The sequence below is a fragment of the Streptomyces zhihengii genome, from assembly GCF_016919245.1.
Classification (GTDB): domain Bacteria; phylum Actinomycetota; class Actinomycetes; order Streptomycetales; family Streptomycetaceae; genus Streptomyces; species Streptomyces zhihengii.
The window spans coordinates 1487066-1514063 of the sequence record NZ_JAFEJA010000001.1 but is presented as its reverse complement, the minus strand read 5'-3'; the positions used below and the strand labels follow the sequence as shown (position 1 = coordinate 1514063).

Below are 26998 nucleotides of genomic sequence, written 5' to 3'. Positions count from 1 at the left end.
GGCGTTCAGCCGTGGACCAGCACGGCCCCGGACGTCGCGAGACCGAACTCCTCGTCGAACTCCCGGAAGGTCTTCGTCCCCTCGCTCCCGACACCCGGCGGCCACGGGCTGCACAGGCGCACCCGGGTGCCGTGCGGGGTGCCGTCGCCGGTGATGCCGCAGACGACGGCGGTGTGCGAGGGCATCTCCTCCCGCGCGATCCACACCGGGCCGCGGGCGCGCAGCAGTTCGGCCCACTGAGCGGGCCGGGTGCGGCGCCCGCGCTCCTCGGACAGGCCCCGCCCGGCCGCCGCCGCGCGTATCCGCGGCCAGGCGGGGGCGGTGCCGAGGGGGATGCCCGCCCGGGCGGCCACCTCGGCGGGCCGCTGCGGCACACGGTCGCGGGCCGCGAGGACCATCGCCATCGCCGCGGCCCAGGCGGACACCGTCGTCGGCTGCGGCACCAGGGCGACGCCGAACGACACGTCGGTGCCGCGCCGGTCCTCGGCCACCCGCCCCTCCTCCTGCCGTACCGGGGACCGGCCGGCGGCCGTGCGCAGCCGCTCGGCGAGCGGGCCCGCCGGCAGCGCCGAGGGGTCGGTGACCACCCGCACCGCCCCGCGCTCCAGCAGCAGGAAGACATCGCCGTTGCCGGGCGGCACCTCGCCGGAGCCCGTCAGGACCCTGCCGTCCGCCGACCCCTTCGCGCCGACCGTCAGCCGGCCCGGGGCGGCGGACGGGGGCGCGGGGAACGCGACGAGCAGTGGAGCGGAGCCCGGGACCAGGCCGGCCGAGCGGGTGATCATGTCCGGCAGCGCGGGATGCGTCCAGCGCAGGTCCGCCACGAGCAGATCGCCCCGCCCCCAGGCGCCGTCGGCGACCCGGCCGTCCTCGACGACGAAGGCGTGGAGCCGGAGTTCACGCCGCCACGCCGAGGGGGCGACGGCCAGGTCCGGACCGGCGGCCGTGAGCACGCCCTCGTCGGTGACGACGGGCCACGCGGGGTCGCGGAAGACCGCGCGCGTGCGGTGGCGCACGGAGAGCAGTCCGGGCTGTCCGGTGGTGACCGTGACCGCCCGGCGGCCGCCCGCGCGGTCGAAGGTGAACGCCTCGGGCGCCCGGGCGTCACCGAAGTCCAGGGACACCGCCACCGACGAGACCGCCTCGCACCCCTCCACCGTCACCGTCACCGGCACCGAGACATCCGGGAACACGTCGTGCACCGCCCCCGGGCCGAGCGCGGACAGCAGCTCCCCGACCCCGGCCTCCAGGGTCTCGGTCAGCCAGGTCTGCCCCTCGACGGACACGCTCAGCGGCAGATCGGGCATGTCCCGCGCCCGCGTCCACAGCAGCGCGTACGCCGGCGGTCCGGCGCCCGCCGCCGGCAGGGGCACGAACATGGTCTCCAGCAGGCTCTGGAACGCCTGCTCGACGAGCGCGCCGAGCAGCCCGCCGGTCCCGCCGCCCGGACCGTCGGTGCCGCCTGCTCCTACCGCGCCGGCCGATCCCTCCCCGCCCACCGCGCCGCCGTCCACCGCGCCGCCGTCCACCGTGCCGCCGTCCACCGTGCCGCCGCCCGACATCGACACCTCGACGGCCCCGGTCCTGGTCAGGCCCTGCCACGCGGCCCGGAGCTCCGCCTGGGTGCCCGACGGCGCACCGTCCGGGGTGACACCGAGCGCGGCACGCAGCTCCTCGAAGACCCGCACACCGTGCAGGCGCAGGACGGCGGTCGCCCGCGGCAGGAAGCGGGGATAGGAGTACGCGAGCCGCACCGTGCCGCTGACGGGAGCACCGGTACCGGCCGCGGCGGCCCATGCCTCCGCGCCGGCGGCGGTGAGGTCCAGCCGCAGCACGGTGGGGGAGGGGCCGGACACGACCTCGGCCTGCGCGGGGTCCACCTCCGCCGACAGCACGGGATCGCGCAGCGGCAGCGGCAGATAGCGCGGATCCGCGCCCTCCCCGGCGCTCGCTCCCCGCGCCTCGTACCCGCTGTCCCGGACCACCCGCGTCCAGGAGTCCTGGAGCGACAGCAGGGCCGCCGGCTCGTCCGGCTCCACCCCGAGAAAGCCGAGCGACGCCGCGCCGCCCGTCACCGCCGGACGCCCGCCGCGGTGCTCCAGACTCCGGGTGATCGTGGCCAGCGGGCGGCCCCGCGAGTCGGCCGCGAACCGCAGCGCCCGCCGCGAGTACAGCAGCACACCCGGCTCGGTGCTCTGCCGCAGGCGGTGGCCGCCGACGTCCCAGAGGGTGGCGTCCGCGGCCACCGACGTCTCCTGCCGGAAGGCGGTCGTCATCGCGGACCGCCGCCTACGCCCAGATCGCGTCGTAGACCGCCTGCGGCAGCGCTGCGTCGTCCCGCGCGTAGCTCCACCCGCCGACGGCACCCTCCATCTCCATGATCGCGTTCTGGAGCGCCACCATGTCGGAGTCGCTCAGGTCCCCGACGATCGTGGAGACGTCGCAACCCAGCGCCGCCGCGACCTCGTTGGCGTACCGCACCGGGTCGTTTCCGTCGGACGCCGGGGCGTAGCGCTTGAACGCGTCGAGGATCGAGAGGGAGGAGTAGGTCCCGTTGCGCATGAGCTGACGGATCGCGTCGAACCCGGCGTCCCACGTCGGGAAGATCAGGAAGTTGTGCCAGTTGGTCTTCCCCGGATAGGCGCCGAAGTAGCCGCCTCCGTAGGTGATGTTCCCGGGATTGTTGTTCAGCCAGGAGAAGCTGCCGTCACCCCCGACCATGTGCGGCTTGCCCTCCAGCACCTCGCCCGGATAGACGACGAAGTTGGAGATGGCCCAGCCGTTGCCCCCGTAGTCCAGATGCCCGGTCGTTCCGAACCACTCGCCCTGCGGGATGTTCTGCGTGCGGGAGACCCTGCCGTCCCAGTGCCAGAGCGCGTCGCCGTCTTCGAGAGCCATGCCGACTCACTTGCCTTCTCGCCTCACCGGGTGCTCCGGCCCCGACCGCCCCGGCGCCTGCCGGGTCCACCGGCACGGCCGCGGTCGCGACCGCGCCGGGGCACGGCCTGCCGCGCCGCGCGCACGGGCATCCGTTTAGCCAATACGTGATGTGACGGGTCGTCGGCAGCAGCCGAGGGCGGCTTCCTCCGCGCTCATGGCGGGGCCGCGGACTCGAATCCGCCTGTCGCCGTTCGACGTGGTCCACAGGACCAGAACAAATCTCTCTTCCAGAATCACGCGCTCTTCCCGCATCCGCAAGCGTGGACGACGCCGCTCGACGGGGCCGCGCGGGCCGTCCTCACGCAGAGTCTCCGGCCGCGCGGCACCGCCGACACCCATGGCCCCGGCGGCTGGTCACGGATCGTCACGAGCTCCGTGACCGGCCGCGTGCCCGACGATCACGGCGACCGCCGACCGCCCACGCCCGCCCGGCCATCGGCACCCGCCGCCCGCGCCCGGCGCCCCCGCCGTCCGTCGCTGGGGGTGACCGGCGCGGACGTCACGCCCCCGGGCCGGCGGCCGGCCGGGCGGCGACGGTGTACCTGTGGGTGACCGGATCCGGCGGCGCGGTGTCCCACGCGCAGGGGCGGACCCGACGACCGGGCGGCCGGCGGACGCGTCCCCCGCCCGCGTCCCCCGCCCCGCCCGCCCGCGTCCCCCCGGCCGATGCCACCTGCCGGAGCGTCAGGCGCGGACCTCGTACCAGCCGGTGATCGGGTCGGTCAGCGCCTTGTCGTCGTAGACGCGGAGCTGGACCTCGGTGCCCTCGTCGATGTCGTCGTCGGGCGCGAGCTGGACCGAGTTGTGGTCGATGACCGCCGAAGTGCCCGGTGCCCAGTACGTCGCGTCGACGGGGTCCGTGAAGGGGCCCTCGTCCCACTTCAGCCGGACGTAGACCGTGTCGCCGTCGTTGGCGCCGTCGTAGACGTGCAGTACCTCGTCGTAGGGGTGGAACTCGACCTGGGCGATGGTCTTGCCGTGCTCGCGGATGTGCATCTTGAGGGCCTTGCCACCGATGTCACGCTGGAAGAACGTGCCGTCGAGGTCGTACTCCCAGCTTTCGACCACACAGGTGTTCAGGCACTGCCCGGTGTCCCGGGTCCACGTGTGCTGCGTGAGGTCGGCGTCGTTGTAGGCGGCGGCCGGGGTGACGGCCAGTGCGGTGCACACGGCGGCGATGCCGAGTGGGAGAACCGCGGACTTGATGCGCATGACTGCTGTCCCTTCCGATCTGTTGTCGTCCGTCGTCCTGCGTTGTCCTGCCGGCGCGCTCAGTCCAGCCACCGCAGCTCCGTGGAGTGCACCTGGCAGTCGGCGCAGCCCTTGTGCTGGGCGCGGGTGATGTGGCCGCCCGAGCTGGAGATCTCCACGTCGGTGGAGCCGTTCTGCCACGACGTCCAGCCGCTGTAGGTGTAGGCACGCACCCAGGCGTGGCCCTTGCACGTCCCACCCTTGTCCTTCCTGGTGAGCGCGTATGTGGTGCCGACCGCGCCGAAGTACACGGTGTCGCAGCTTCTCCGGTACTTGACGTTGTCCTCACCCGCCGAGATGAGTTCGTCGTCGGCGGCGAGGGCCGCGGTCGTGGTGAGCAGAAACGCCGCGGCCGCGGTGCCGAGCATCGTTGCGGTACGCCTGAGCATGGCGAGGGACCCCCGTGCGTGAGTGTGGTGTCGCGGCCCTGATCAGGACCTGCCCGCCGAATACGGTGCGCTCATCCTGACAAGGCGGACGCCGGCTCCGACAGGCTCTTGCGGCTGAGCGCAAAGGCGCTGGCCGGAGGCGTCGCGGGGTGACCGCGGTGCGCCCGACTACTCGGCCGAGCATCCCCGCAGCGCCAGCCGGCCCCCACCGAGCGGCCCGTACGGGCCGCCCCGGGCGCTGTTGCGCGACTGACGCGACCCGAGCGGCGGACCGCGCACGTCATGCCTCCCGGCGGAGCGCCGGCCGCCCGCCGCCGGCGGGACCGGCGTCCGGCGGGAGTGGTACCACCGCCCACACCGCCTTGCCCGGCGCGGTGGCCCGCGGGGTCACACCCCAGTCGCAGGCCAGCGCCTCGACGAGCAGCAGTCCGCGGCCCGACTCGCCGTCCGGCGCGGCAGGGCGGGGCCCCGCGGCCGGTTGCCGGTCCGAGCGGGTGTCGGTGACTTCGACGCGCGCCGCCTCGCGTGTGGCCGTGAGCCGCAGGTGGAAGTCCCGTCCGGGGACGTGCCCGTGCGTCACGGCATTCGCGACCAGTTCGGCCGCCACCAGGGTCACGGCCTCGTTGCCGTGCCCCTCGTAGGGGTGTCCCCACTCGTGCATGCGGTGCGACACGAGCCGCCGGGCGAGGCGCGCCCCGCGCGGTGTGGAGGTGAACTGCATGGCGAACTCCCGGAGCGGCGCCGGGTCGGCGGGCCGGGGGACGGATCGGTTCATGCCCCCCACGTTCATACCCGGAGCATGGCTGTGACCAGGGCGGACGCGCGCACGCCGCTTCGATGTACGCGAGACCGGGTGGCTTGTACGAGGGGTGACGCGTGACGGATCGCCGGTGGGAGGTGTTGGCGCACGGGAGGTGGTGTGCGGATGACCGTCGAGGACGGGCAGCGGTACGGGGACGGGGAGTCGCCGTCGGGGCCGGGTGAGCAGGGTGCGGGCATTCTCGGGGTGTTCGGGCGGCAGTTGAAGCGGTTCCGGGAGTGGGCGGAGCACGACCGGGCGGCGTTCGGGGCGATGACGGGCTACTCGGCGTCGACGATCGCGAGCTACGAGCAGGGGCGGCGGGTGCCTCCGCCGAGGTTCATCGAGCTGGCGGACGAGCTGCTGGGCGCGCGGGGCGTGCTGACGGAGATGAAGGAGGAGGTGGCGCGGGCGCAGTTCCCGCCGTTCTTCCGCGACGCGGCGAGGCTGGAGCGGCAGGCCGTCGAGGTCCATGTCTTCGCGAGCCTGGCCGTGCCGGGGCTGCTTCAGAGCGCGGAGTACGCCCGCGCCACCTGCGAGTTGTGGAGACCTCTGCTGGACGAGGATGTCGTCGAGGAGCGGGTCACCGCGCGGATCGCCCGGCAGGAGGTCTTCAGCAGCCGTCCCGCTCCGACGCTGAGCTTCGTCGTCGAGGAGGCGGTGCTGCACAAGCGCGTCGGCGGCGAGGCCGTCTGGCGCGGACAGCTGGAGCAGGTGCTGCTGGTCGGCCAGATGCGCAACGTCGAGATCCAGGTCATGCCGATGAGCCGCGGTGAGCATGCGGGGCTCGGTGGCCCCTTCACCTTGATGGAGATGAGGGATGGGCGGAGGATCGCGTATACAGAGGTGCAGGGCGACAGCCGCCTGCACACGGAACGGACCAGGGTTCGTGAGCTGGAAGTCGTCTACGGGATCGTCCGAGCCCAGGCGCTGACACCGTCGGACTCCCTGGCACTGGTCGAGAGGTTGTTGGGAGAGAGATGAGCGCGCGGGGCACACAGCCGGAGATGCCGCAACTGGCCTGGTTCAAGAGCAGTTACAGCGCGGGCAACGGGGGCGAGTGCGTCGAGGTCGCCGTGGCTTCCGGTGCCGTGCATGTGCGGGACTCCAAGGACGTCACCGTGTCCGCGCTCACCGTCCCCGCCCGTGCCTGGCGTGTCTTCGTCGGGTTCGCCGGGACGGACGGGACCGCGTAGCCCGGGGGGCCGCACCCCGTCGCGGGTGCGGCCCCCGGGGGTGGCGCTACGCGTCCCAGCCGCCGTACGGCACGGTGATGAGTTCCATCGCGTGGCCCGACGGGTCCATGAAGTACACGCCGCGGCCGCCGTCGTTGTGGTTGACGGTGCCGGGCTGCTTGCGCTGGGGGTCGGCGTAGTGCTCGATGCCGCGGTCCGTGATCCGGGCGTAGGCCGCGGTGAACTCCTCCTCGGAGACGAGGAAGGCGTAGTGCTGCGGGGTGATGCTGTCCGCGGGGATGGTCGCGAAGTCCAGGGTCACGCCGTTGCCGAGGGCGACGGCGATGAACGGGCCCCATTCACCGGTGATCTCCAGGCCGAGCAGGCGGGTGAAGAACTCCGCGGATTCCCGGTTGTCCCGGGCGTGGACGATGGTGTGGTTCAGATCGACTGACAAGGAATGCCTCCGAGGGCATCTCCTGACACCTCCATGCCTCACCCGGTCGGTGACCGGCACGCGATGTCGCCGTAGAGCATAGCCGCAGCCGCCGGGCGGGCTGTCCGGGCGGGCCGTACGGACGGTCCGGGTGATCAGGGCTGTCCGGGTGGTCCGGGTGGTCCGGCCGAGGGTGAGTCCTGGATGTTCCGGGGGCGTCGCGTATGCTTTGAACGCGTTCAAGAATGCACCGCGTTCCCACACCCCTTCGCGCGGCCCCGCGCGAACGCACCGGCATCGGAGTCGACATGGCCCTCACACACCCCGCCTGCCGCCTCGGCCGTCGCGCGCGGGCGGCCGTGCTCGGCTACGCGGCCCTGGCCGGGGCCGGCGCGCTGGCGGTCGGGGCCATGGGCCACCCGGACCAGGGCACCGCGTACCTGCATCTGGCGACGTTCCCCGGGTCCGTCGTCGTGGGGATCGGCGCCTTCGTCCTCGCCGCGCTCCTCGACGTCGCGCCGTCCACCTCCGACGCGCAGCCCGGGGTGTTCGGCCAGATGCTGCCGTTCGTGCTCGGCGCGGTGGTGAACGCGCTCCTGGTGTGGGGTGTCGTCGCCTTCGCGCGCGTGGTGGCGGGGGAGCTGCGCGAGCACTGGCGGTACCGCGGGCGCACCGGGGCGTGAGCCGGGGAGCCCCGCTCAGGCGTCGGCTGTGGCGGTCTCCCGTGCGTGCCGTTCCGTGGTCTCGATGTAGTGGTGCAGAGCCCGGCGTGAACGCGTGAGGGTGTCGATCTGCTCGTCGATGGTGGTGAGCCGCTGGCGCATGGTGTCGACGAGCTCCGCACAAGGGGCGAGTTCCGGCTCCGGGCCCGTGACGCACGGCAGCAGATAGGCGATGTCCTCGGTGGAGAGGCCCGCGTCGAGCAGCTTCCTGATCTGGTGCACCGTCAGGACCGCGTCCTCCGTGTACTCCCGGTATCCGCTGGCCCGGCGCTCCGGCCGGAGCAGCCCCTGCGCCTCGTAGTAGCGCAGTTGATGGGTGCGCACCCCCGTGCGCCGGCTCAAGTCCCCGATCAGCACGACCCGTTCCCCCTTGACTTTCATACCGGTCTCAATGTCGAGGATTCTGCCACGAAGTCCGAACGGGCAAGGAGCGGAACAGGTATGACGCAGCATCGGAACAAGCGGAACACCCAGGTCACGGTGGTCGGACTCGGGCTGATGGGACGGGCGCTGGCCGGGGCCTTCGTGCGCGGAGGGCTCGATGTGACGGTGTGGAACCGCACCGCGTCCCGGGCCGACGACCTCGTCGCCGGGGGCGCGCGGCGCGCCGGGTCCGTCCGTGAGGCGGTGGAGGCCGCCGGGCCCGACGGGCTCGTGGTCGTGTGCCTCACGGACTACGACGCGGTCCGCGAGGTCCTCGACCCGCTCGGCGGACTGCTCGACGGACGGGTGCTCGTCAATCTGACCTCGGGGACGTCCACGGTGGCCCGCGAGACGGCCGCACGGGTGGCCGAGGCCGGCGGCGTCTGTCTCGACGGCGCCGTCATGGCGACCCCGGACGGCATCGGCACCGCCGACGCCACCGTCCTCCTCAGCGGCGACTTCGGCGCCTGGACCCGGCACGAGAAGACCCTGCGCCTCCTCGGCGGGCGAACCGACCACATCGGCGACGACCACGGCCTCGCCGCCCTGTACGAGATGGGCGTGCTCGGCCTGATGTGGGGCATCCTCAACGGCTTCCTCCACGGGGCCGCGCTGCTGGGTGCCGCGGGCGTCCGGGCCGAGGCGTTCGCCCCGGTCGCGAAGCAGGGGGTCGCGACGGTGGCCGGGTGGCTGGACGACTACGCCCGGCGGGCGGACGCCGGCGACCACGGGTCACCGGAGGCGACCGTCGAGACCCATCTCGCCACCATGAACCACCTCGTCCACGAGAGCGAGGCGCTCGGTGTCGACACCGAACTGCCGCGCCTCGTGCGGGAGCTGGCCGAGCGGGCCGTCGCCGCGGGCCACGGCGGCGACGAGTACTCGGTGATGATCGACGTGTTCCGCAAGCGCGTGGGAACGCCCTCGTGAGCCTCGCCGCCACGGGGTGCGCCCCTGCCGGGACGCCCTCGTGAGGAGCGCCCCCGCCGGGTGCGCCCCCGCCGGCAGCGGTGCCGACGCCGGTGCGCCCGGCAGCGGTGCCGACGGGGGCCGCTACCCCGCCCACCGTCCCGACAGGAACGTCACCGCGTAGACCGCCGACAGCGGGGCGACCAGGCAGAGGTACACGATCAGCACCCGGGGCCTGCGCAGGCTCCACGCGGCCAGACCGATGTGGAGCGGCCACCACAGCAGCATCGAACGGGGCACGGACATGTACCAGTAGGAGGTGCCGAGCGCGGCCAGGGTGAGGGCGATGTACAGCGCCTCCGCCCAGCGGCGCCGGCGCAGCAGGACGGCGCAGAGCACCGAACCCACCACCATCGCGACGAGTTCGGCCTGGAACATGAACCCGTAGCCGGTGGGGTGCCGCTCGCCGAAGGCCGAGTTCCAGGTCACCGCCCAGCTCTCCCAGGGGAGATGGAACGTGCGGTACCAGCCGCGCTCCTGGGCGTGGTTCCACGCCATCCAGTCGCCGGTGTGCCCGTACAGGAACCACGCGTACAGCAGCGCGGGCACGGCGGGCAGCGCGAGCCAGGGCAGGGAACGCCACCGGGTGCCGCCGCGCTGGGCGGCGAGCAGGAAGTGGAGGGCGACGGCCGCGGCGAGGAAGAGGCCGCTCACCCGCACCCCCGTGGCCAGCGCGGTCAGCACGGCCGCCTGCGGCCACTGGTGCCGCAGCGCCGCCAGCCAGGCGGGCAGGGCGAAGGCGAGGAAGAGCGCCTCGGTGTAGCCGGCGGCGAGGAACACCGCGCACGGCGACAGCAGCAGGATCAGGACGGCGCGCCGGCCGGCCCCGGGCTCGGGTACGTACCACCGGGCCAGCCGCGCCAGCGCGAGGACGGCCACGCCCCCGGCGACGAAGGAGATCAGCAGGCCCGCCGCCGTCCAGTCCGGCACGACGGTGTGCACGGCGCGCAGCGCCAGCGGGAATCCGGGGAAGAACGCCTCGCGGTTGTCCCCCTCGCCGTCCGGCCCGCCGGCCGCGCCGTCGGGGAAGTAGCCGTCCCGGGCTATGTGCAGGTAGTGGTGCCAGTCCCACTGCTCGAACGGCGAGAGCGGCGGCTCGGGCGTCCGGGCGTCGGAGCGGGACGGGAACAGCAGACGGGTGCAGTACGCGGTGACCCACAGGGATGCCCGGGTGAGGAGGTAGAGCCACAGCACCTCGCGGTCGGCGGGGCTCAGCAGGGCCGCCACCCGCCCGAGCGGCGAGCCGCGGGGGGCCGCCGGCGGAGGCGGCGGAGCGGCGCGCGACACCGGGGACGGCTCGGGGCGGGCGCGGCGCAGCGGGGGCGGCATCAGGGACATGTGGTGATCTTTCGGGCTGCTGGAGGATGAGGGGAGGGCGGCGGAGGGCGTGCGAGGGCATGCCGCGGCGCGCGACCGGCCGGTGCGGCGGTGGTCGGCGGAGACGGGGGTCGGCGGGGACGGGAGGGGTGGGAGACAGCGGGCCCGCGGGGGCGGCGTCCCCTCGCGGGTCAGCCCGGAGGGGCCGAGAAGGCGGGTGGCGTCGTCGTCGGCGGGGTGCCGGTCGGCGGTGGCGTGGTGGCCGTGCGCGACGGGGGCGACGGGGGTGACGACGTGCCGGAGGATGCCGTGGAGCCCGACGGGGCGAGGCTCTCGGACGGGAGCCGGGTCGGCGCGCCGGTCGGTGCGTCCGGCCGCGTTCCGTCGGACCGCACGGGTGACGGGTGGGCGGGCGAGGGGCTGACGGCCGGGGGAGCGGGCACGTGCCCGTTCGCCAGAAGCGCCACCGCCGCCGCGCTGCTGCCGCCGATGACCAGGCAGGTGCCCGCGGCCACCGCGGCGAGCCGGCGCCGGTACGCCCGCCGCCCCCGGTCGGCGATGTGCGCGACGGGGGCCGACGTGGCCCGGCTCTGCCCGAACTCCCCGGCCTGCCGGAACAGGGACCGCAACGGATCCTGCGGTTCAGACATGCGGGCCCTCCTCGGTACGAGGGTCGTGCAGGCGGTCGGCGAGCGCCGCCCGTCCGCGGACCAGATGGGTCTTGACGGTGCTGGGGGACATGCCCGTCTCACCGGAGATCTGCTCCACGGTGAGGTCGCACAGGTAGTGGAGGGTCAGCGTCCGCCGCTGCTGGGCCGGGAGTTCGCGCAGCGCCCCGACGAGCACCACCTGCTCCGGGCCGGGCGCCTCCACATGGGGCGGCGGGGCGCCCCCGCGCTTCCACGCCTCCGCCGAACGCCGCCGCCCGCGCCAGCGGCTCACCGCGAGGCGCCACGCCACCGTGCGGATCCACGCCTCGGGGTGGCCGTCGCGGTCGAGCTGCCGGCGGCGGGTCCACCCCTTGACGAACGCCTCCTGGACGACGTCCTGGGCCTCGTGGAGGTCGCCGAGCATGACGTAGAGCTGGCCCGTGAGGGCGGCCACCTTCTGGGCGTAGAAATCTTCGAACTCCTCGACGGTCAACAGGCACTCCCGGATCTCTTGCTTCACCGGGCATACGCCCGCCGAGGGGCGGACGGTCGACAACGGGGCCGAACCGTTCGGGTGACGGTGATCACACCGCCCCGCGCCGGCCCCCCGCCGGCCCCCCCCGGGCCCCGCCCCGCATCGGCCCCCGGCCCCCCGCGCCGGACCCCCCCGGGCCCGCCCCGGATCGCCCCCGGGGCCGCGCACGCGAACGCGGTGGCGGCGGCCTCATGGCCGCCACCACCGCGTCGGGCCCCGTGGGGCGCGCACCCCTCGGCGTCAGAAGGTGCGCGGGCGCGCTACCAGATCGACTCGACCCACTCCGGGTGGTCGATGAACGGGTTCCGGTTGCCCTGGTAGGAGGCGTATATGACCTCGTTGCGGCGCTGCTCGAACGCGTCGGGCGGGTCCTGGACGTTCCACTGCTTGAGGACGCTCAGCCTGCCCATGTACGGGGCGCTGCCGTTGTTCACGTTCCCGTTGACCTCCAGGTCCGCCCAGCCGTCACCGCCCTCGTACCGGACCGCCATGTAGAAGATCATGCGGGCCACGTCGCCCTTGTCGGCGTTGCGGGGCTCGAAGGAGTCCGAGTCGGTGAGGCTGCCCCCGCCGCCGGAGACGGTGCTGCCGCCGGTGTCGAAGTCCTTGTTGCCGCGGATGCTGTTGACCTGGACGTCGGTCGGGCGCAGATGGTGGATGTCGGTGCCCGGTCCGGTGGCCGTGCCGAAGTCGCCGTGCGACTTGGCCCAGACGTGCTCCCGGTTCCAGTCGCCGACGTTGCCGCCGTTGAGCGACTTGCTGCGGGAGCCGCCGGAGTAGAGCAGTCTCACGTTGGCGCTGTTGTTCGGGTCCTGGTCGGTGGCCTTGAGGGCGTTCCAGACGGCCGAGTAGGACAGCTTGGTCTGGTCGCTGATGATCGTGTGGAGCGAGTCCTTCAGCGCCGCGCCGGACTTGCCGAGGGCGTCGGCGTAGTAGGTGTCGTCGTACGCCGTGGCGAGGGTGGCGCCGGCGGCGGAACCGGCCGGGGGAGCCGGGGTGGCGGCGGCCGCCGGCAGGGTCAGCGCGGCCACGGCGGTGAAGGCCACCAGACCGCCGAGGGCGGGGGATTTCCAGCGTCGGGCGTGGGGCGCAGGCATGGGGGGACCTCCGGTCTACGCGGGTTGAATGAGCCGGTAGTCGGAGGGTGACATGTGCATGTGAATCTGGGTGTGAACGACGGGTGTCGGATGTGTGGCGGCTTTCGGGAGGGCCGCCACCGCGCGCCGCGTCCCGGGCGAAATGCCGCCGACCGTATCCGTGTTCGGGGCGGAGTCCGGTGGTCCCGGCCGAAAACCCGTGGCCCTCGCCCGTGTTCCGCCGCTACCTTCGGCCCATGACCACGCACACGTTCCGGATGATGCCCCGCCGCAGGGGCTGCTGAGACGGACGTGTGACGTACCGAGGCCCCGGGAGGGGCCTCGTCGCTGTGCGCGCTCGGAGCTCCGGCCCGGTCGACGGAGAAGGAACTCCCCATGACCGACGCGCCACGCACCTACATCACCACGACCATCCCGTACGTCAACGCCCGCCCGCACCTGGGCTTCGCCCTGGAGCTGGTGCAGGCCGACGTGCTGGCACGCCACCGGCGCCGGCGCGGCGACGACGTCCGGCTGCTGACCGGCACCGACGACAACTCCCTGAAGAACGTCGTCGCCGCCGAGGCCGCCGGCGTCGGGGTGCAGGAGTTCGTCGACCGCAACGCGGTGGCCTTCGAGGGGCTGCGCGCACCGCTGTCCCTCTCCTTCGACGACTTCATCCGCACCAGCAGCGACCCGCGCCACCGGGTCGGCGTCGAGCGGCTGTGGCACCGGGTCGCCCGGGCGGGCGACCTCTACCGCAAGCACTACGAGGGCCTCTACTGCGTCGGCTGCGAGCAGTTCTGGGCACCCGGGGACCTCGACGGCGGACGCTGTCCCGAACACGGCACGCCCCCGCGCCCCGTCGCCGAGGAGAACTGGTTCTTCCGCCTGTCCCGGTACGCGGACACCCTGCGCGGCCTCATCGAGGACGGCACCCTGCGCATCGAGCCCGCCTCGCGCCGCAACGAGGTGCTGAGCCTGATCGACGGCGGACTCCACGACTTCTCGGTCTCCCGCTCCCGCACCCGCGCCCGCGGCTGGGGCATCCCGGTGCCGGGCGACGCGGACCAGGTCGTCTACGTGTGGTGGGACGCCCTCGGCAACTACGTCACCAGCCTCGGATTCGGTACCGGCGACGGGGAGTTCGACCGCTGGTGGGCGGGCGGCGGACGGCGGGTCCATCTGCTCGGCAAGGGCGTCATCCGCTTCCACGCCGTCTACTGGCCGGCCATGCTGCTGTCGGCGGGGCTGCCGCTGCCCACCGACATCCTCGTCCACGACTACCTCACCGTCGACGGACACAAGATCAGCAAGTCGGCCGGCACCGTCGTGGACCCGGCGGACCTCGTCGCCCGGTACGGGACCGACGCGGTGCGCTGGTGGCTGCTGCGCGACGTACCGCGGGTGGGGGACGCCGACTTCACGGCCGAGAGCCTGGTGCGGCGGCACGACGGCGATCTCGCGGGCGGCATCGGCAACCTGGTCAACCGGGTCGTCACCATGGTCCACCGCTACCGGGCTGGCAGGCCCCCGGCCCTCCGCGGGACCGCCCCCGGCACCGTGCCGGGGGTCCAGGCCGTCGCCCCCGTCTCCGAGTGGCTCGCGCGCGCCGTGGCCGAGAGCGCCGGACGGGTCGACTCGGCCCTGGAGGCCTACGACTTCCGGCAGGCGGCGTCCGCCGTGTGGAGCGTCCTGGAGGAGGCCAACCGCTGTGTCGACGCCACCCGGCCGTGGGTGCACGCCCGTGCGGAGAAGGACGGCGACCACGCGTCGGGCGAGCGGCTCGACGAGGTGCTCGGCGCCCTGCTGGCGAGCTGCCTCGTCCTCGCCGAACTGCTGACGCCCTTCCTCCCGGACGCCGCCGCCCGCATCACCGCGCAGTGCACACCGGTGGACGGCGTGCTCCCGGCCCCCGTCCCGCTCTTCCCCCGCCTGGCCGATCCGGCCACGCCGCCCGGCCCGGCGGGGTGAGGCGGGGCCGCCGACGGGGCGGGCGCGGGCCGGTTGAGGGGCGGGCCGCCGGGCGGGGTCGGAGCGGAGTCCGTGCTTCCCCGTGGCCGGTTGTCGTCCCTCCCGCTGGAGGCTCCGGGAGGCCCGCCGTATCTTCGGGCGCGCCCGGTGGGGACCGGGTTCGGCGGGTCAGGGGGGCGGCGGATCGTGAGGGTGACCGGGCACGGACACGTCCCGCGCACGGCGGAGACCGAACGGCTGCGCAGGGCGCTGGACATCCATGGGCTGGTCAATCTGACCGGCCCCCCGGGTGCCGGCAAGTCCGCCCTGGCCGGTGAACTGGGGTGGAAACACGTCGACCTGGAGCACCTCGACCTGAAGCAGCTCGGTCCGGAGCACCTCGCCCCGGACCTCGGCGCCCCGGACCTCGGCGACGTGGACCTCGGCGGCCCCCAGGGCGCCGGGGGCGCCGGGCCGGACCCCGCGGCGTGCGCCGACGACGGTGTGGTGGTCGACGGCGTGGTGGTCGACGGTGTGGACGGCCCCGGCCGGGCCGCCGCCCTGAGCGCCCTGCTCGGCCGCGCCCGGCCGCGGCGGCTGCTGCTGATCAGCCGGCGGCCCCTGCCCGCCCAGGACGGCTGGACGGGACACGGCGTCCACACCGTGCGGCTGCCGCCGCTCCCGGACGAGGACGTCGACCGGCTGGCCGGGGCGGCGGGCATCGGCGACCCGGGGGCCCGCGCCCTCGTCGTCCGCCTGGCCGGCGGCGTCCCGGCCCTCGCGCACGCCGCCTGCCGGGCCCTGCACGCGGGCGCGACGGCGGCGGACCCCGGAGCCGTCGCGGACCGGATGGCCGACGAGCTGACGGACCGGCTCGCGCGGGAACGGCCCGGCGCCCGCACGCTGCACGCCCTGCGGCTGCTGGCGACGGTGGGCGCGGGCGACGAGCACCTGCTCTCCGCGGGCCCCGGCCTGATCACCCGCCTCGGCAGGCTCAGCGTGGTGCGGGGCACCGCGCTCGGCCTCACCCTCGCGGAGCCCTTCCGCACGGTGCTGGAGACCGCCTACCACTGGCGCCGCCCGCTCGCCCACCACACCGTCCGGTCACGCGCGGCCGCCTACCGGCACACCCTGCTCCAGCGGTCGGAGGAGCCCTCCGGGCGCGCCGAACTGGTGCGGCAGGGGCTGTTCCTGACGGGCGACCCGGCACTGCGCTCGGCGCTCTTCCCGCCCGCGGAGTCGTCCGTGACCGTCGGCGCGGCGACACCGGACGACACCGACGCCATCTGCGTCCTCATGCGGCGGTGGGCCGAGCGCGGCGGATTCGACCGCACGAGGGCCGACCGGATCACCGAACGCTGGCTGGCCCACGGCCCCTCGGCGTTCCGGCTGGCGCGCGACGGCGACGGCCGGGCGATCGGCCTCGCCTCCCTGCTGCCCGTCGGCGACGGCACGTCCGGCGGCGTCGACCAACTGCTCCAGCAGCACGCCGAGCAGTTCGTCACCGGCCGGCGCACGGGCGGCCTGTTCCTCGGGGCGGCGTACGCGCCCGACCCGGTGGCGCACTCCCGGGTCCTCGGGGACATCCTGGAGCGCTCGGTGCACGCCGGGCGGCTGGTGGTGTCGACGGCGACCGACGACTACCAGCGGCTCGTCCGCGTCCTCGGCTTCCAGGTGCACGGCGCCGTGCGCGACGACGTGTTCCGGTGCGGCCGGCCGCCCGAGGTGTCCAGCAACGTCTTCACCCCGGCGGCGCTCGGCCCGTGGCTCGACCGGCTCGGCCCGGCCGCGGCGGCGCACGCGCAAGCGGCGGACGAACGCCTGGTGCCCGAGGTCGCCCGTGCCCTGGCCCGGCTGGGGGACCCCGCCGGGCCGGTGGACAGCGCCCTGCTCGCCTACCTCCCGACCCCGACGCCCGCCGCGCTGCGCCGCTGGCTGCGCGACGCCGCCCACGACCTGGCGACGGGCGACGACGCGGCCGACGCCGAGGCCGGTGCCGTGCTCTGCGCCTACTACCTGGGCCGTTCGCCCGTCACCCACCATCAGGTGGCCGGGCGGCTCCATCTGGGCCGCGCCACCTACTTCCGCCGCCACCGGCGCGGCCTGCTCGCCCTCGCCGCCCGGCTGCGCGCGGGCGGCTGACGGCACACCGGCCCCGGCGGCTGACCGCACACCGGCAGCCCGCGCGGGCGGACGGCGGCACACCCCGGCCCCGGCGCCGGGGAAGCGCCGGGGCCGGTGTGCCGGGGCTCAGGTGCCGAGGCCCGGGCCCTGCCACTGCTGGTTGGTGTGGTGCGGGGCGCAGTCCCAGATCCCGACGCGGGTGCCGTTGCCCGTGCCCCAGCCGAGGGCGTCCAGGCACTTGCCGGAGTGGGCGCTGCGCAGCAGACCGCCCTCCAGGAGCTGCCACTGCTGGTTGGGCGCGCCGTGGCAGCTGTTCATGCCGAGCAGCGAGCCGTTCTCCGTCCTGGCGTACTGGACGTCCAGGCATCTGCCCAGCGACCGCAGCGTGCCGTCCGGGTACAGCTTCCACGACTGGTTCGAGCCGTTGTTGCACGAGTAGATCTGCACCGGGGTCCCGTTGGCGGTGCCTCCCGCCTTCACGTCCAGACACTTGCCCGAGTGCACGCCCACGATCCGGCCCGCGCCGGCCGGGGCCGGCGGCACGCAGTGGATCTCCAGCAGGATCTGGAAGTAGCCGGGGCTCAGCTCGTTGGGCACCGGTCCCGCCGACAGCCGGCACGAGGAGCTGGGGTAGCCCTCGTTGGCGGCCGCCGCGTAGGCGGTGCCGTACGCGGCGTCCAGGGCGATGTTGTACGGGCCGTACCCGCTGCCGAGGAAGTACTTGGGCTCGGTGGGTTCGGCGGCCGCCGCGACGGCGGCGGTCCCGGCCCGCGCCGTCTCGGCGGGGCCCGGGGCCGCGGCGGCGGACGACGTGCCGGTGAACACGGATACGGCAGCCAGGGCGGCAGCGGCCAGCATGACCGGCCAGCGAGCCAGCTTCACGGTGGTTCCTCTCGGTCGGTGCCCGGCGCCTGCGCGGGCACGGTCTGCCCGTCGTCGGGCGGATCGGAAGCTACCGGGAGGCCGGTGCGCGGATGGTCGCACGGCAGTCTCAAACTCCCGTGCGCCCCGCACCCCGTGGAGGTCCTGGCGGTCGGCGACGGCCGGCCGCGGACGGAGCCCGGGGACGACCGTCCCCGTGATCCGGCCGGGCGAGGGTCAGGCGCCGGTCAGGAAGTCCGTGACGGCGGTGGTGAACTCCCCGGGGGCGTCGTGCCAGGGGAAGTGGCCGGCGCGGGGGAGGACCACGGTGGTGGCTCCGGGGTAGGCGCGGGCGGCGGCCGTGACGGGGACGGGCGGGGCGGCCACGTCGTACTCCGCGGCGACGACCAGCGTCCGGCCGCCGAAGGCGGACAGGGCGGCGCGGACCTCGGCGGGGTCGTAGGCGCCCGGGGTGTCGTAGCCGGCCGCCGCATCGGGGTTGCGCTGGGCGGGGCCCGACGCCCGGTGCTCCCGGGCCGCGTCGTCCCAGCGGCCGTGGGAGAGCGGCGCGGCGGCCGCCCAGTCCGCCTCGGTGGCGCGGCCCGCGGCGATGGCCTCCATCGCGGCGTACGCCTGCGGGAACCAGGGCTCGTCCGCGCGCAGCCGCGCGACCTCCAGCCGGTCCTGGGGCGTCACACGGCCGCCGGTGGTCTCGACGCCCGGGGTGACCAGCACCAGCTCGGAGACCCGCTCGGGCAGGCGGGCGGTGTACAGGGTCGCGAGCGCGGCGCCCGCGGAGTGGCCGAACAGCCGCAGCCGCTCCAGCCCGAGGTGCTCGCGCAGCGCCTCCACGTCGTCGACCAGGCGGTCGACGCGGTAGGAGGCCGGGTCGGCGGGCACCCCGGACGCGCCGGTGCCGCGCAGGTCCAGCCGGACCACCCGGTGCCCCGCGTCCGCCAGTCCGCCGAGGTCGCCCAGGTACGCGGACGCCCGCATCGGGCCGCCCGGAAGGCAGACGAGGGGCTCACCGGCCCCGGATTCGTGGTAGGCGAGGACGGTGCCGTCGGGCGCGGGGAAGGTGTGCATGCCCCCGACCCTGTCAGGGCGGCGCGAGCGGGTGCAAGGCCGGACGGCCGCCGCCCCCGGCACCGTACGGAAACCGGGGGCGGCGGACGCGAGGTGACGTACCGTCAGCCGTCGGGCTGCTCGCAGGCCGAGGTGACGTGTCGTCAGCCGTTGAGCTGCTCGTACGCGGGGACGGTGAGGAAGTCCTCGTAGTTCTCGTCGAGGGCGACCTTCAGCAGCAGGTCGTGGGCCTGCTGCCAGTGGCCGGCGGCGAACGCCTCCTCGCCGGTCTCCTCGCGGATCGCGGCGAGTTCCTCGGCGGCGACCTTGCGCGCCAGCTCGGGGGTCGCCCGCTCGCCGTTCTCGAAGACGACGCCCGCGTTGATCCACTGCCAGATCTGGGAGCGGGAGATCTCCGCGGTGGCGGCGTCCTCCATGAGGTTGAAGATGGCGACGGCGCCGAGACCGCGCAGCCACGCCTCGATGTAGCGGATGCCGACCTGGACGGCGTTGCGCAGGCCGTCGTAGGTGGGCCGGGCGTCGAGCGAGTCGACGGCGATCAGGTCGCCGGCCGCGACGGAGACGTCCTCGCGCAGGCGGTCCTTCTGGTTGGGGCGGTCGCCGAGGACGGCGTCGAAGGAGGCCATGGCGATCGGGACGAGGTCGGGGTGGGCGACCCAGGAGCCGTCGAAGCCGTCCCCGGCCTCGCGGTCCTTGTCGGCCTTCACCTTCTCGAAGGCGACCTTGTTGACCTCGGCGTCGCGGCGCGAGGGGATGAAGGCCGCCATGCCGCCGATGGCGTGGGCGCCGCGCTTGTGGCAGGTGCGCACGAGGAGTTCGGTGTAGGCGCGCATGAACGGGGCCGTCATGGTGACCGCGTTGCGGTCGGGGAGGACGAACTTCTCGCCGCCGTCACGGAAGTTCTTGACGATGGAGAACAGGTAGTCCCAGCGGCCCGCGTTGAGCCCCGAGGCGTGGTCGCGGAGCTCGTAGAGGATCTCCTCCATCTCGTACGCGGCGGTGATCGTCTCGATCAGGACGGTCGCGCGGACGGAACCCTGGGGGACGCCCACGTAATCCTGGGCGAAGACGAAGACGTCGTTCCACAGCCGGGCCTCCAGGTGGGACTCGGTCTTCGGGAGGTAGAAGTACGGTCCCTTGCCGAGGTCCAGCAGCCGCCGGGCGTTGTGGAAGAAGTACAGGCCGAAGTCGACGAGCGCGCCCGGCACGGGGGTGCCGTCCACGGTCAGGTGGCGCTCGCCCAGGTGCCAGCCGCGCGGGCGCATCACCACGGTGGCGAGTTCCCCGGCAGGGCGCAGGGCGTAGGACTTGCCCGACCGGGGGTCGGTGAAGTCGATGCGGCGCTCGTAGGCGTCGATCAGATTGAGCTGGCCGAGGACGACGTTCTCCCAGGTGGGGGCCGAGGCGTCCTCGAAGTCGGCGAGCCAGACCTTCGCGCCGGAGTTGAGCGCGTTGATGGTCATCTTGCGGTCGGTCGGACCGGTGATCTCCACGCGGCGGTCGTCGAGCGCTGCGGGAGCCGGGGCGACCTTCCAGGAGTCGTCCGCGCGGACGGCGGCGGTCTCCGGGAGGAAGTCCAGTGTGGAGGTGCGGGCGATCTCGGCGCGCCGCTCCGCGCGGCGGGCGAGCAGCTCGTCACGCCGGGGCGTGAACCGCCGGTGCAGCTCGGCCACGAACGCGAGGGCCGCGTCGGTCAGGACCTCTTCCTGGCGGGGCAGGGGCTCGGCTTCGACGATGGCCAGCGGGGACGGCGCTGGTGCGGACATGAGCTGTCACTTCCTTCAGCGAACTTCCAGGAACTACACGGGCTTCGCGGACGTCACGGGCGGTGCCTGGCGGTCGCCGGGTCGCCCGACGGCACTCAGTGCCAGGGCTCCGAGGTACGGCCGCGGGCGCCGTCCGGGGGATCAGGCGCTTCTGAACAGTGGATAGTAGTTACCGCATGGTGGAAGTTCAATGGTTTGTTGATGTCGAGATTCTCCGGGTCGAGGGATCGTGGCGCACCGTGCCACGCCGCTCACTCAAGGTGGCGCAGATCCTCGGGCGTGTCGATGTCGTACTCCTCCGCCACGTCGCCGCACTCGACCGGGGTGATCGCCGCCTCGTGCTCCCTCAGGTAGGCGCGTGCCCCGCGGTCGCCGGACGCACTCGCCGCCACCGCCTCCCAGCGGTCGGCGCCGAACAGCACCGGATGGCCGCGCCGGCCCCCGTACGCCGCCGTCACCAGCGACGACCGTGCCCCGTACGCCCCCACCACCCGGGCCACCGCGGCGGCCCCGATGCCCGGCTGGTCCACCAGCAGCACCACCACCGCGTCCGCCCCCGACGCCGCCAGGGACGCCAGCCCCGCCCGCAGCGAGGAGCCCATCCCCGACTCCCACTCCGGGTTGACCGTCACGGCGCACCCGGACAGCCGTGCCTCCCGGCGCACCCGCGCCGCCTCGGCGCCGAGCACCACGTGCACCGGGCCGCAGCCGCCGTCGCGCAGCGTCCGCACGGCATGCTCCACCAGGGGCCTGCCGCGGTGCCGGAGGAGCGCCTTGGGCCGCCCGCCGAGCCGCCGTCCGCCGCCCGCCGCGAGCAGCAGCCCGGCCACCACGGGCGCCGCCGCGGAGCCGTCGCCGCCCGCGCCGGGGGGTGCGGGGAGGGTGTCGTCGGTCCGGTCGTCCACGCGTACTCCTCGGGGTGTTTCCGGTGGTCTGTGGTGATGTGGCGGTCGCCGCGGCCGAACGCCCGGCGAACACGTCGCGCACACAGTCGATTCCACGCCGTCGTCGATGTCCAATTCCGTCCGCACTGTGGCGCGCCCCGGCACGGATGGCGTTAACTTGCCCGCACCCCTCGGGCGGGTCACCCGCCCCGGGGGTACGGGACGGGGGCACGATGACGTGCGAGGGGCTGGGCTTTGTTGCGGAGCGTGGGGCAGACGCGGGTGACACGGAGCGGCGAGGACCCGAGGGCGGCGGAGTTACGCGCCGCCGTCTCCCGGCTCCGCCGGGAACTGGCCGGCCATCCGGCCGAGTTCGGTGACCGGGGAATCGCCGAGGACGAGCTCGCCGTGCTGGCGGCGATGGTCGCCGCGGGCGATCCCGAGGTCCGCCGGATGCGCAGGTCGCTGCTGCTGATCGCGGGCGCGGTCGGCTCGGTGAGCGCCCTGTCGCCCGCGCTGATGCAGGTACGCGCCGCGGTCGACCTCTTCTCCGACGCACCCCGCCCCACGGGCTCGGGGCCGCTCGGCCCCACCGGGCCGGAGCCCTCCGCACCCGGCGGCTTCCCGGGCGCCTGACGGGCGGAGGCCGGGCGCGCCCGGGGGTTTCCCGGGCGCCTGCCGACAGCATCCGCGCCGCGCGGCCCGCCGGGCCGGAACTCCGGGCGCCCGGCGGTCCGACGCTCAGTCGTCGCCCCGTGCCGCGCCCCGCGACAGCTCGCCCAGCACCTCCACCGCGCGTTCCGCGTGCTCGTGCGGGACGAAGAGGTGGTCGTGGTGGAAGCCCGCCACGACGTTGCAGCTCAGGCCGGCGCCGGCGAGGGCGCGGGAGACCTCGGCGGTCAGCCCGACGGCGTCGAGCGCGGAGTGCACGCGCAGGGTGATCCAACCGGCCACGTAGTCGTAGGCGAGCCCGGCCGCGTCGGCCTCCTCCTGGGTGACGACCAGGGTCAGGCCCTCCTCCTCCGTGACCGTGACCACGGGGGCCGTGCCCTCCGGCACGCCCCCGTCCACGGTCGTGAAGACGTACCGGCCGGGCCGCAGCAGGGGCCGCATCCCGCTCAGCAGGGTCCGCAGATCGCTCTCGCCGCTCATGGCGCCAGGCTACGGACCGACCGCCGTCGCGTCCGCGCGGGGCTCAGTCGCCGCCGCACCCGCCGCAGCTGCCGCAGGAGGAGTCCACCTCGACGCCGTCGGACCAGGAGCCGTCCGGATTGCGGGTGCGGCCCGGCGTGCGGGTCGGCGGGGCCGGGGGCGGGGGCGGCGGAGGCCGCACCCCGGACCGGACGATCGCCTCGTACGTGGTCGCGGGCAGGGCGGAGCGTGGCACGGCCTGCCGCCCGCGGCAGTACGCGTCGAGCGCCTTCCAGCGACGCCGGCGCTCCGACGGCCAGAGCGCGGCCACCCCCGACCCCGCGAACCAGAACCCCATGCAGACGTACAGCCACACCGTCCGGTCGGCCTCGGGAAGGAACGGGACCGACGCGTTGGCCGGGCCGGCGTGGAACCCCATGCCGAGCGCGATCACCGTCGCGGCGACCATCATCAGTGTCTGGCTCCGCCCCGACGCCTTGGTGCGCACCGAGGGCGACTCCGCGGCGACGAGCATCCGGAACCGGTCGAAACGGAAGGACTCCCGGATCTCGTACAGCTTGGTCGTCTCGCCCCGTGGCGTGCGCCGCATCTCCTCGGACAGCTCCTTCAGGGCCGGGCTCGACTGCGGGCGTCCCCGGTGGGTGTGCCGCAGGCCGCCGTCCGCGGAGACGCGCAGCACCCCGTCGTCGGCCAGTGCGCAGACGGCGGTCATGGCCGCACTGTCCGTGCCGCCCAGAAGGAAGGAGGCCCGCACCGGGTGGAGGCCTCCCGTGATCACCTCGCCGACGGCCCTCCGGTCGCGCCTGTCGCGGATCACCAGGCAGTACGCGCCGCGCAGCACGTTGCACCCGGCGAAGACCAGCATCCAGAAGGTGAAGATCCCGTCGCCGTCGGTCAGCAGCCAGTCCACCGTGTGCCCCCCAGCTCCGGTGCGCGGCCCCCCGGCCGACCCGGCGGCGGTCGGCCGCGCGGATGCGTCCAGGGTAGCCGCGCACCGCTCGCGTGGGCAGCGGAAGCGCCGCCCCCGTTACGGCCCCGGGCAGGGGTGGGGCCGGTGCCGCCGGGACCGTGCCGCGCGGTTCCGTTCGCCGGCGGCGACGACGAGGCCGGCGGCGACCAGGACCACGTTCTTGACGATGTACTGACCCTCCATCGTCGGGACGAGGAATCCGTCCTGCCACATCTCGTCGGCGAGCAGCACCAGGGCGAGGAACACGCCCGCCATGTGGCAGAAGAAGACGGCGAGGGTCAGGCGCAGCAGCAGGCCCGTGAGGAGGCCGACGCCGACGGCCGTCTCCATCAGGGCCAGCAGCGGTGCCACGGCGTCCGCGGGCAGGACGCCGAAGGTCATCCTGGTCGCCGCCCTGACCGCGACCGCCTCCGCAGGGCTGGTGCCGGGGAAGAGCTTCAGCACGCCGAACCACAGGAAGACCAGGCCCACCGACCACCGGAGCAGCACCGGACCGTGCCGGGCGAGCCGCACGGCCGTGTCGTCCACGATCCTGGTGGTCCGCCGCCGGGCGGGTCCAGGCTGCCGGAGGACGGCGGAGGTGCGGGACGGGGGCCGTAAGCGCGAAACGGGCCTCGGAGTAACCGGCATGACGACTCCTTCTGCGTGGGGGCGCAGGCCGCCGCGTGCTCCACGGGCGTGGTGCGACGCGGCGGCGGGGCGCGTGCATGGGCCGCGGCCGGTGGTGGGGTACCGGCCGCCGGCACGGGAGTTCCTGTCCGCAGCTGCTTGGTCTAGACCATACCGGGCGGCCCTTCACTGTCAACGGGGACGACGGCGGCGATCGCGGGGGCGCGCCCGGGGCGGAGGGGCGGGGTGCGCGCGGCAACGCCGCGGCGGGCGCACCGGAATCCGGTGCGCCCGCCGCGGCGTTGCTTCTCGCCGGTCCGGCCTACGCCTGCGGCCCCGTGCTCGCCAGCGCCGCCGACAGGTCGCGGGCGACCTCCTGGAGGATCGGGACGATGCGGCCCGTCGCGGCCTCCGTCACCCGGCCCGCGGGCCCGGAGATCGAGATGGCCGCGGCGGTGGGGGACTCGGGCACGGGGACGGCGAGGCAGCGGACCCCTATCTCCTGCTCGTTGTCGTCCACCGCGTACCCGGCCCGGCGCACCTGCTCCAGGGCGTCGAGGAAACCGTCGGGCGTGGTGATGGTCTTCTCCGTCGCCGCCGGCATCCCGGTGCGGGCGAGCAGCGCGCGCACCTCGTCCGGGGGCGTGTGGGCGAGCAGGGCCTTGCCCACGCCCGTCGAGTGGGGCAGCACCCGGCGGCCGACCTCGGTGAACATCCGCATGGAGTGCTTGGAGGGCACCTGTGCCACGTAGACGATCTCGTCGCCGTCGAGGAGGGCCATGTTGGCGGTCTCGCCGGTCTCCTCGACGAGGCGCGCGAGATAGGGGCGGGCCCAGGTGCCGAGCAGCCGGGACGCCGACTCGCCGAGCCGGATCAGCCGCGGGCCGAGCGCGTAGCGGCGGTTGGGCTGCTGGCGCACGTATCCGCAGGCGACCAGGGTGCGCATCAGGCGGTGGATGGTCGGCAGCGGCAGTCCGCTGCTCGCCGAGAGCTCGCTGAGCCCCACCTCGCCGCCCGCGTCGGCCATCCGCTCCAGCAGGTCGAAGGCGCGCTCCAGGGACTGCACACCGCCGCTCGCGGCGGGCTTGGCGGCGTCGGTGGCGCTGGCGTCGGACGTCGGCACGTCGGCGGTCCTTTCGGGCAGGCGGGGCAAGGCAGCAGCGTACCGGGCGCACCCCGCGCGCACCGCGCGGCCGTCCTGCCGTCGTGGCCGGTCAGGGGCTGTTTGTCCCGGTCTCTGCCACCCTGGTCGTGGTGGCGGGTCCTGCTCGTCGGGTGAACGCCCCGACCGCAGAACGGAATTCTACTTCCACTTTGTGGAAACATCCAATTCCGGTGCCGCGGAGCACCGCCCCCGGGGGTGGGTCTTGACGGAGGGTCCGCGGAGGGGAAGACTCCTGATTACTTCAACAGTTCGTTGAATTTCTCCGGGTGCCGCGGTCGCGGCACCGAGGCGACGCGTCGCCCACGACGGTCGCCCCCGACACGAGAGAAGGCAGGTGAGCGGGTGTCCGACGTGGACGGTGCCGCACACGTGAACCGGGAGACGACCCCGGCCCCCGGCGACGGCCAGGACGCGCCCGTGCGTCTGGTGCTGCGCTCGACCCGGGTGGTCACCCCCGACGGCACGCGGGCCGCGACGGTCGCCGTCGCCGGCGGGCGGATCGCCGCCGTGGGGGCCCACGACGCGGAGGTGCCCGAGGGCGCCCGGCTGGAGGACCTCGGTGACGACGTCCTGCTCCCGGGGCTCGTCGACACCCATGTCCATGTGAACGACCCCGGCCGCACCGCGTGGGAGGGCTTCTGGACGGCCACCCGCGCCGCTGCCGCCGGCGGCATCACCACCCTGCTCGACATGCCGCTCAACTCCCTCCCGCCGACGACCACCGTCGGCCACCTGCGCACCAAGCAGGACGTCGCCCGGCCCAAGGCGCACGTCGACACCGGCTTCTGGGGCGGCGCGCTCCCCGACAACGTCAAGGACCTGCGCCCGCTGCACGACGCCGGGGTCTTCGGCTTCAAGTGCTTCCTCTCGCCGTCCGGCGTCGAGGAGTTCCCCGAGCTGGACCAGGAGCAGCTCGCCCGCTCCCTGGCCGAGATCGCCGGCTTCGGCGGCCTGCTCATCGTCCATGCCGAGGACCCGCACCACCTCGCCGCGGCGCCCCAGCGCCCCGGCCCCCGCTACGCGGACTTCCTCGCCTCCCGGCCCCGGGACGCGGAGAACACCGCCGTCGAGAGCCTGATCGCGCACGCCGAACGCCTCGGCGCCCGGGTGCACGTGCTGCACCTGTCGTCCAGCGACGCGCTGCCGCTGATCGCCGCCGCCAAGCGGCGCGGCGTGGCCGTCACCGTCGAGTCGTGCCCCCACTTCCTCACGCTCACCGCCGAGGAAGTGCCGGACGGGGCGACCGAGTTCAAGTGCTGCCCGCCGATCCGCGAGTCGGCCAACCAGGACCTGCTCTGGCAGGGGCTCGCCGACGGCACGATCGACTGCATCGTCTCCGACCACTCCCCGTGCACCACCGACCTCAAGACCCCGGACTTCGCCTCCGCCTGGGGCGGGATCTCCTCGCTCCAGCTCGGGCTGCCCGCGATCTGGACCGAGGCCCGCCGTCGCGGCCACACCCTCGACGACGTCGTCCGCTGGATGTCCGAGGCCCCCGCACGTCTCGCGGGCCTCGACCGCAAGGGCGCCATCGAGGCGGGCCGGGACGCCGACTTCGCGGTCCTCGCCCCGGACGAGACCTTCACCGTCGACCCCGCGAACCTGTACCACCGCAACCAGGTCACCGCCTACGCCGGCCGCACGCTGCACGGCGTCGTCCGCTCCACCTGGCTGCGCGGCGAACGGATCGCGGAGAACGGCAACCTGGCCGAGCCGACGGGCCGACTGCTCGAAAGGAACAACTGA

General features: G+C 74.5%; 27 protein-coding genes. 8 read left to right on the top strand and 19 right to left on the bottom strand.

Translation table 11 applies throughout. The features are described 5' to 3' along the window. Positions 1-5: 5 nt before the first annotated feature. The 5 genes from JE024_RS06415 to JE024_RS06395 form a co-directional block, all read right to left on the bottom strand. Entirely contained in the window at positions 6-2276 is a 2271-nt protein-coding gene (locus tag JE024_RS06415) for a papain-like cysteine protease family protein (protein WP_205372665.1), read from the bottom strand. A 13-nt stretch (positions 2277-2289) separates the two neighbouring features. Further along, positions 2290-2898, bottom strand: a complete 609-nt coding sequence (locus tag JE024_RS06410; RefSeq protein ID WP_205372664.1) for a hypothetical protein — start codon at positions 2896-2898, stop codon at positions 2290-2292. Between the two features lie 726 nt (positions 2899-3624). Further along, positions 3625-4152: a hypothetical protein gene (locus JE024_RS06405; protein ID WP_205372663.1), complete on the bottom strand. Its 528-nt coding sequence runs from the start codon at positions 4150-4152 to the stop codon at positions 3625-3627. Between the two features lie 59 nt (positions 4153-4211). Next, the gene (locus JE024_RS06400; protein ID WP_205372662.1) at positions 4212-4580 is read right to left on the bottom strand and encodes a hypothetical protein; all 369 of its coding nucleotides are present in this window, start codon (positions 4578-4580) and stop codon (positions 4212-4214) included. 280 nt (positions 4581-4860) lie between these two features. Beyond that, positions 4861-5355 (bottom strand): ATP-binding protein, encoded by a 495-nt coding sequence (locus JE024_RS06395; RefSeq protein ID WP_205372661.1) that lies wholly within the window; start codon positions 5353-5355, stop codon positions 4861-4863. Between the two features lie 150 nt (positions 5356-5505). Between JE024_RS06395 and JE024_RS06390 the strand changes: the two genes are divergently transcribed. Continuing rightward, positions 5506-6363 carry a helix-turn-helix domain-containing protein gene (locus tag JE024_RS06390; RefSeq protein WP_205372660.1) on the top strand — a complete coding sequence of 286 codons (858 nt, stop codon included), beginning with the start codon at positions 5506-5508 and terminating at the stop codon, positions 6361-6363. Continuing rightward, complete coding sequence (locus JE024_RS06385; RefSeq protein WP_205372659.1) at positions 6360-6575, top strand: DUF397 domain-containing protein; 216 nt, start codon at positions 6360-6362, stop codon at positions 6573-6575. The genes JE024_RS06390 and JE024_RS06385 overlap by 4 nt, the downstream gene beginning before the upstream one ends. 46 nt (positions 6576-6621) lie before the next feature. Here JE024_RS06385 and JE024_RS06380 read toward each other — a convergent pair whose 3' ends face one another. Further along, complete coding sequence (locus JE024_RS06380) at positions 6622-7011, bottom strand: VOC family protein (RefSeq protein WP_205372658.1); 390 nt, start codon at positions 7009-7011, stop codon at positions 6622-6624. A 287-nt stretch (positions 7012-7298) separates the two neighbouring features. Here JE024_RS06380 and JE024_RS06375 point away from each other — a divergent pair, with 287 nt between their 5' ends. Next, positions 7299-7673, top strand: a complete 375-nt coding sequence (locus tag JE024_RS06375; RefSeq protein ID WP_205372657.1) for a hypothetical protein — start codon at positions 7299-7301, stop codon at positions 7671-7673. Positions 7674-7688: 15 nt separating this feature from the next. On the opposite strand, the gene JE024_RS06370 is transcribed toward JE024_RS06375, so the two are convergent. Continuing rightward, the gene (locus JE024_RS06370) at positions 7689-8069 is read right to left on the bottom strand and encodes a MerR family transcriptional regulator (protein ID WP_205376403.1); all 381 of its coding nucleotides are present in this window, start codon (positions 8067-8069) and stop codon (positions 7689-7691) included. Between the two features lie 84 nt (positions 8070-8153). Between JE024_RS06370 and JE024_RS06365 the strand changes: the two genes are divergently transcribed. Continuing rightward, complete coding sequence (locus tag JE024_RS06365; protein ID WP_205372656.1) at positions 8154-9065, top strand: NAD(P)-dependent oxidoreductase; 912 nt, start codon at positions 8154-8156, stop codon at positions 9063-9065. A 123-nt stretch (positions 9066-9188) separates the two neighbouring features. Here JE024_RS06365 and JE024_RS06360 read toward each other — a convergent pair whose 3' ends face one another. The 4 genes from JE024_RS06360 to JE024_RS06345 all read right to left on the bottom strand — a co-directional run bounded on the left by JE024_RS06360 (position 9189) and on the right by JE024_RS06345 (position 12703). Then, positions 9189-10442, bottom strand: a complete 1254-nt coding sequence (locus tag JE024_RS06360; protein WP_205372655.1) for a mannosyltransferase family protein — start codon at positions 10440-10442, stop codon at positions 9189-9191. A gap of 170 nt (positions 10443-10612) precedes the next feature. Continuing rightward, a complete protein-coding gene (locus JE024_RS06355) occupies positions 10613-11071 on the bottom strand; it encodes a hypothetical protein (protein WP_205372654.1) in 459 nt (152 codons plus the stop codon). Then, the gene (locus tag JE024_RS06350) at positions 11064-11591 is read right to left on the bottom strand and encodes a SigE family RNA polymerase sigma factor (protein WP_205372653.1); all 528 of its coding nucleotides are present in this window, start codon (positions 11589-11591) and stop codon (positions 11064-11066) included. The genes JE024_RS06355 and JE024_RS06350 overlap by 8 nt, the downstream gene beginning before the upstream one ends. Positions 11592-11866: 275 nt before the next feature. Next, on the bottom strand, positions 11867-12703 hold the full coding sequence (locus JE024_RS06345; protein ID WP_205372652.1) for an endonuclease I family protein: 837 nt from the start codon (positions 12701-12703) through the stop codon (positions 11867-11869). Positions 12704-13078: 375 nt separating this feature from the next. Here JE024_RS06345 and JE024_RS06340 point away from each other — a divergent pair, with 375 nt between their 5' ends. Then, positions 13079-14656, top strand: a complete 1578-nt coding sequence (locus tag JE024_RS06340; RefSeq protein WP_205372651.1) for a methionine--tRNA ligase — start codon at positions 13079-13081, stop codon at positions 14654-14656. A gap of 192 nt (positions 14657-14848) precedes the next feature. Then, the gene (locus tag JE024_RS06335; protein WP_205372650.1) at positions 14849-16777 is read left to right on the top strand and encodes a hypothetical protein; all 1929 of its coding nucleotides are present in this window, start codon (positions 14849-14851) and stop codon (positions 16775-16777) included. 108 nt (positions 16778-16885) lie between these two features. Here JE024_RS06335 and JE024_RS06330 read toward each other — a convergent pair whose 3' ends face one another. The 4 genes from JE024_RS06330 to JE024_RS06315 all read right to left on the bottom strand — a co-directional run bounded on the left by JE024_RS06330 (position 16886) and on the right by JE024_RS06315 (position 21302). Then, on the bottom strand, positions 16886-17641 hold the full coding sequence (locus JE024_RS06330; protein WP_205372649.1) for an RICIN domain-containing protein: 756 nt from the start codon (positions 17639-17641) through the stop codon (positions 16886-16888). Positions 17642-17857: 216 nt separating this feature from the next. After that, on the bottom strand, positions 17858-18706 hold the full coding sequence (locus JE024_RS06325; RefSeq protein WP_205372648.1) for an alpha/beta fold hydrolase: 849 nt from the start codon (positions 18704-18706) through the stop codon (positions 17858-17860). 143 nt (positions 18707-18849) lie between these two features. Beyond that, the gene (gene aceB, locus JE024_RS06320; protein WP_205372647.1) at positions 18850-20472 is read right to left on the bottom strand and encodes a malate synthase A; all 1623 of its coding nucleotides are present in this window, start codon (positions 20470-20472) and stop codon (positions 18850-18852) included. A gap of 251 nt (positions 20473-20723) precedes the next feature. Continuing rightward, the gene (locus JE024_RS06315) at positions 20724-21302 is read right to left on the bottom strand and encodes a nucleotidyltransferase family protein (RefSeq protein WP_205376402.1); all 579 of its coding nucleotides are present in this window, start codon (positions 21300-21302) and stop codon (positions 20724-20726) included. A 321-nt stretch (positions 21303-21623) separates the two neighbouring features. Between JE024_RS06315 and JE024_RS06310 the strand changes: the two genes are divergently transcribed. Then, the gene (locus JE024_RS06310; RefSeq protein ID WP_372449771.1) at positions 21624-21992 is read left to right on the top strand and encodes a DUF5955 family protein; all 369 of its coding nucleotides are present in this window, start codon (positions 21624-21626) and stop codon (positions 21990-21992) included. Between the two features lie 105 nt (positions 21993-22097). On the opposite strand, the gene JE024_RS06305 is transcribed toward JE024_RS06310, so the two are convergent. The 4 genes from JE024_RS06305 to JE024_RS06290 form a co-directional block, all read right to left on the bottom strand. Further along, positions 22098-22508 (bottom strand): ACT domain-containing protein, encoded by a 411-nt coding sequence (locus JE024_RS06305; RefSeq protein WP_205372646.1) that lies wholly within the window; start codon positions 22506-22508, stop codon positions 22098-22100. A 43-nt stretch (positions 22509-22551) separates the two neighbouring features. Then, positions 22552-23418 carry a hypothetical protein gene (locus JE024_RS06300; RefSeq protein WP_205372645.1) on the bottom strand — a complete coding sequence of 289 codons (867 nt, stop codon included), beginning with the start codon at positions 23416-23418 and terminating at the stop codon, positions 22552-22554. 117 nt (positions 23419-23535) lie between these two features. Beyond that, a complete protein-coding gene (locus JE024_RS06295; RefSeq protein WP_244882617.1) occupies positions 23536-24006 on the bottom strand; it encodes a DoxX family membrane protein in 471 nt (156 codons plus the stop codon). Positions 24007-24409: 403 nt separating this feature from the next. Continuing rightward, positions 24410-25210 carry an IclR family transcriptional regulator gene (locus JE024_RS06290; protein WP_205372643.1) on the bottom strand — a complete coding sequence of 267 codons (801 nt, stop codon included), beginning with the start codon at positions 25208-25210 and terminating at the stop codon, positions 24410-24412. 459 nt (positions 25211-25669) lie between these two features. On the opposite strand from JE024_RS06290, the gene allB reads away from it, so the two are divergent. After that, entirely contained in the window at positions 25670-26998 is a 1329-nt protein-coding gene (gene allB, locus JE024_RS06285) for an allantoinase AllB (RefSeq protein WP_372449854.1), read from the top strand.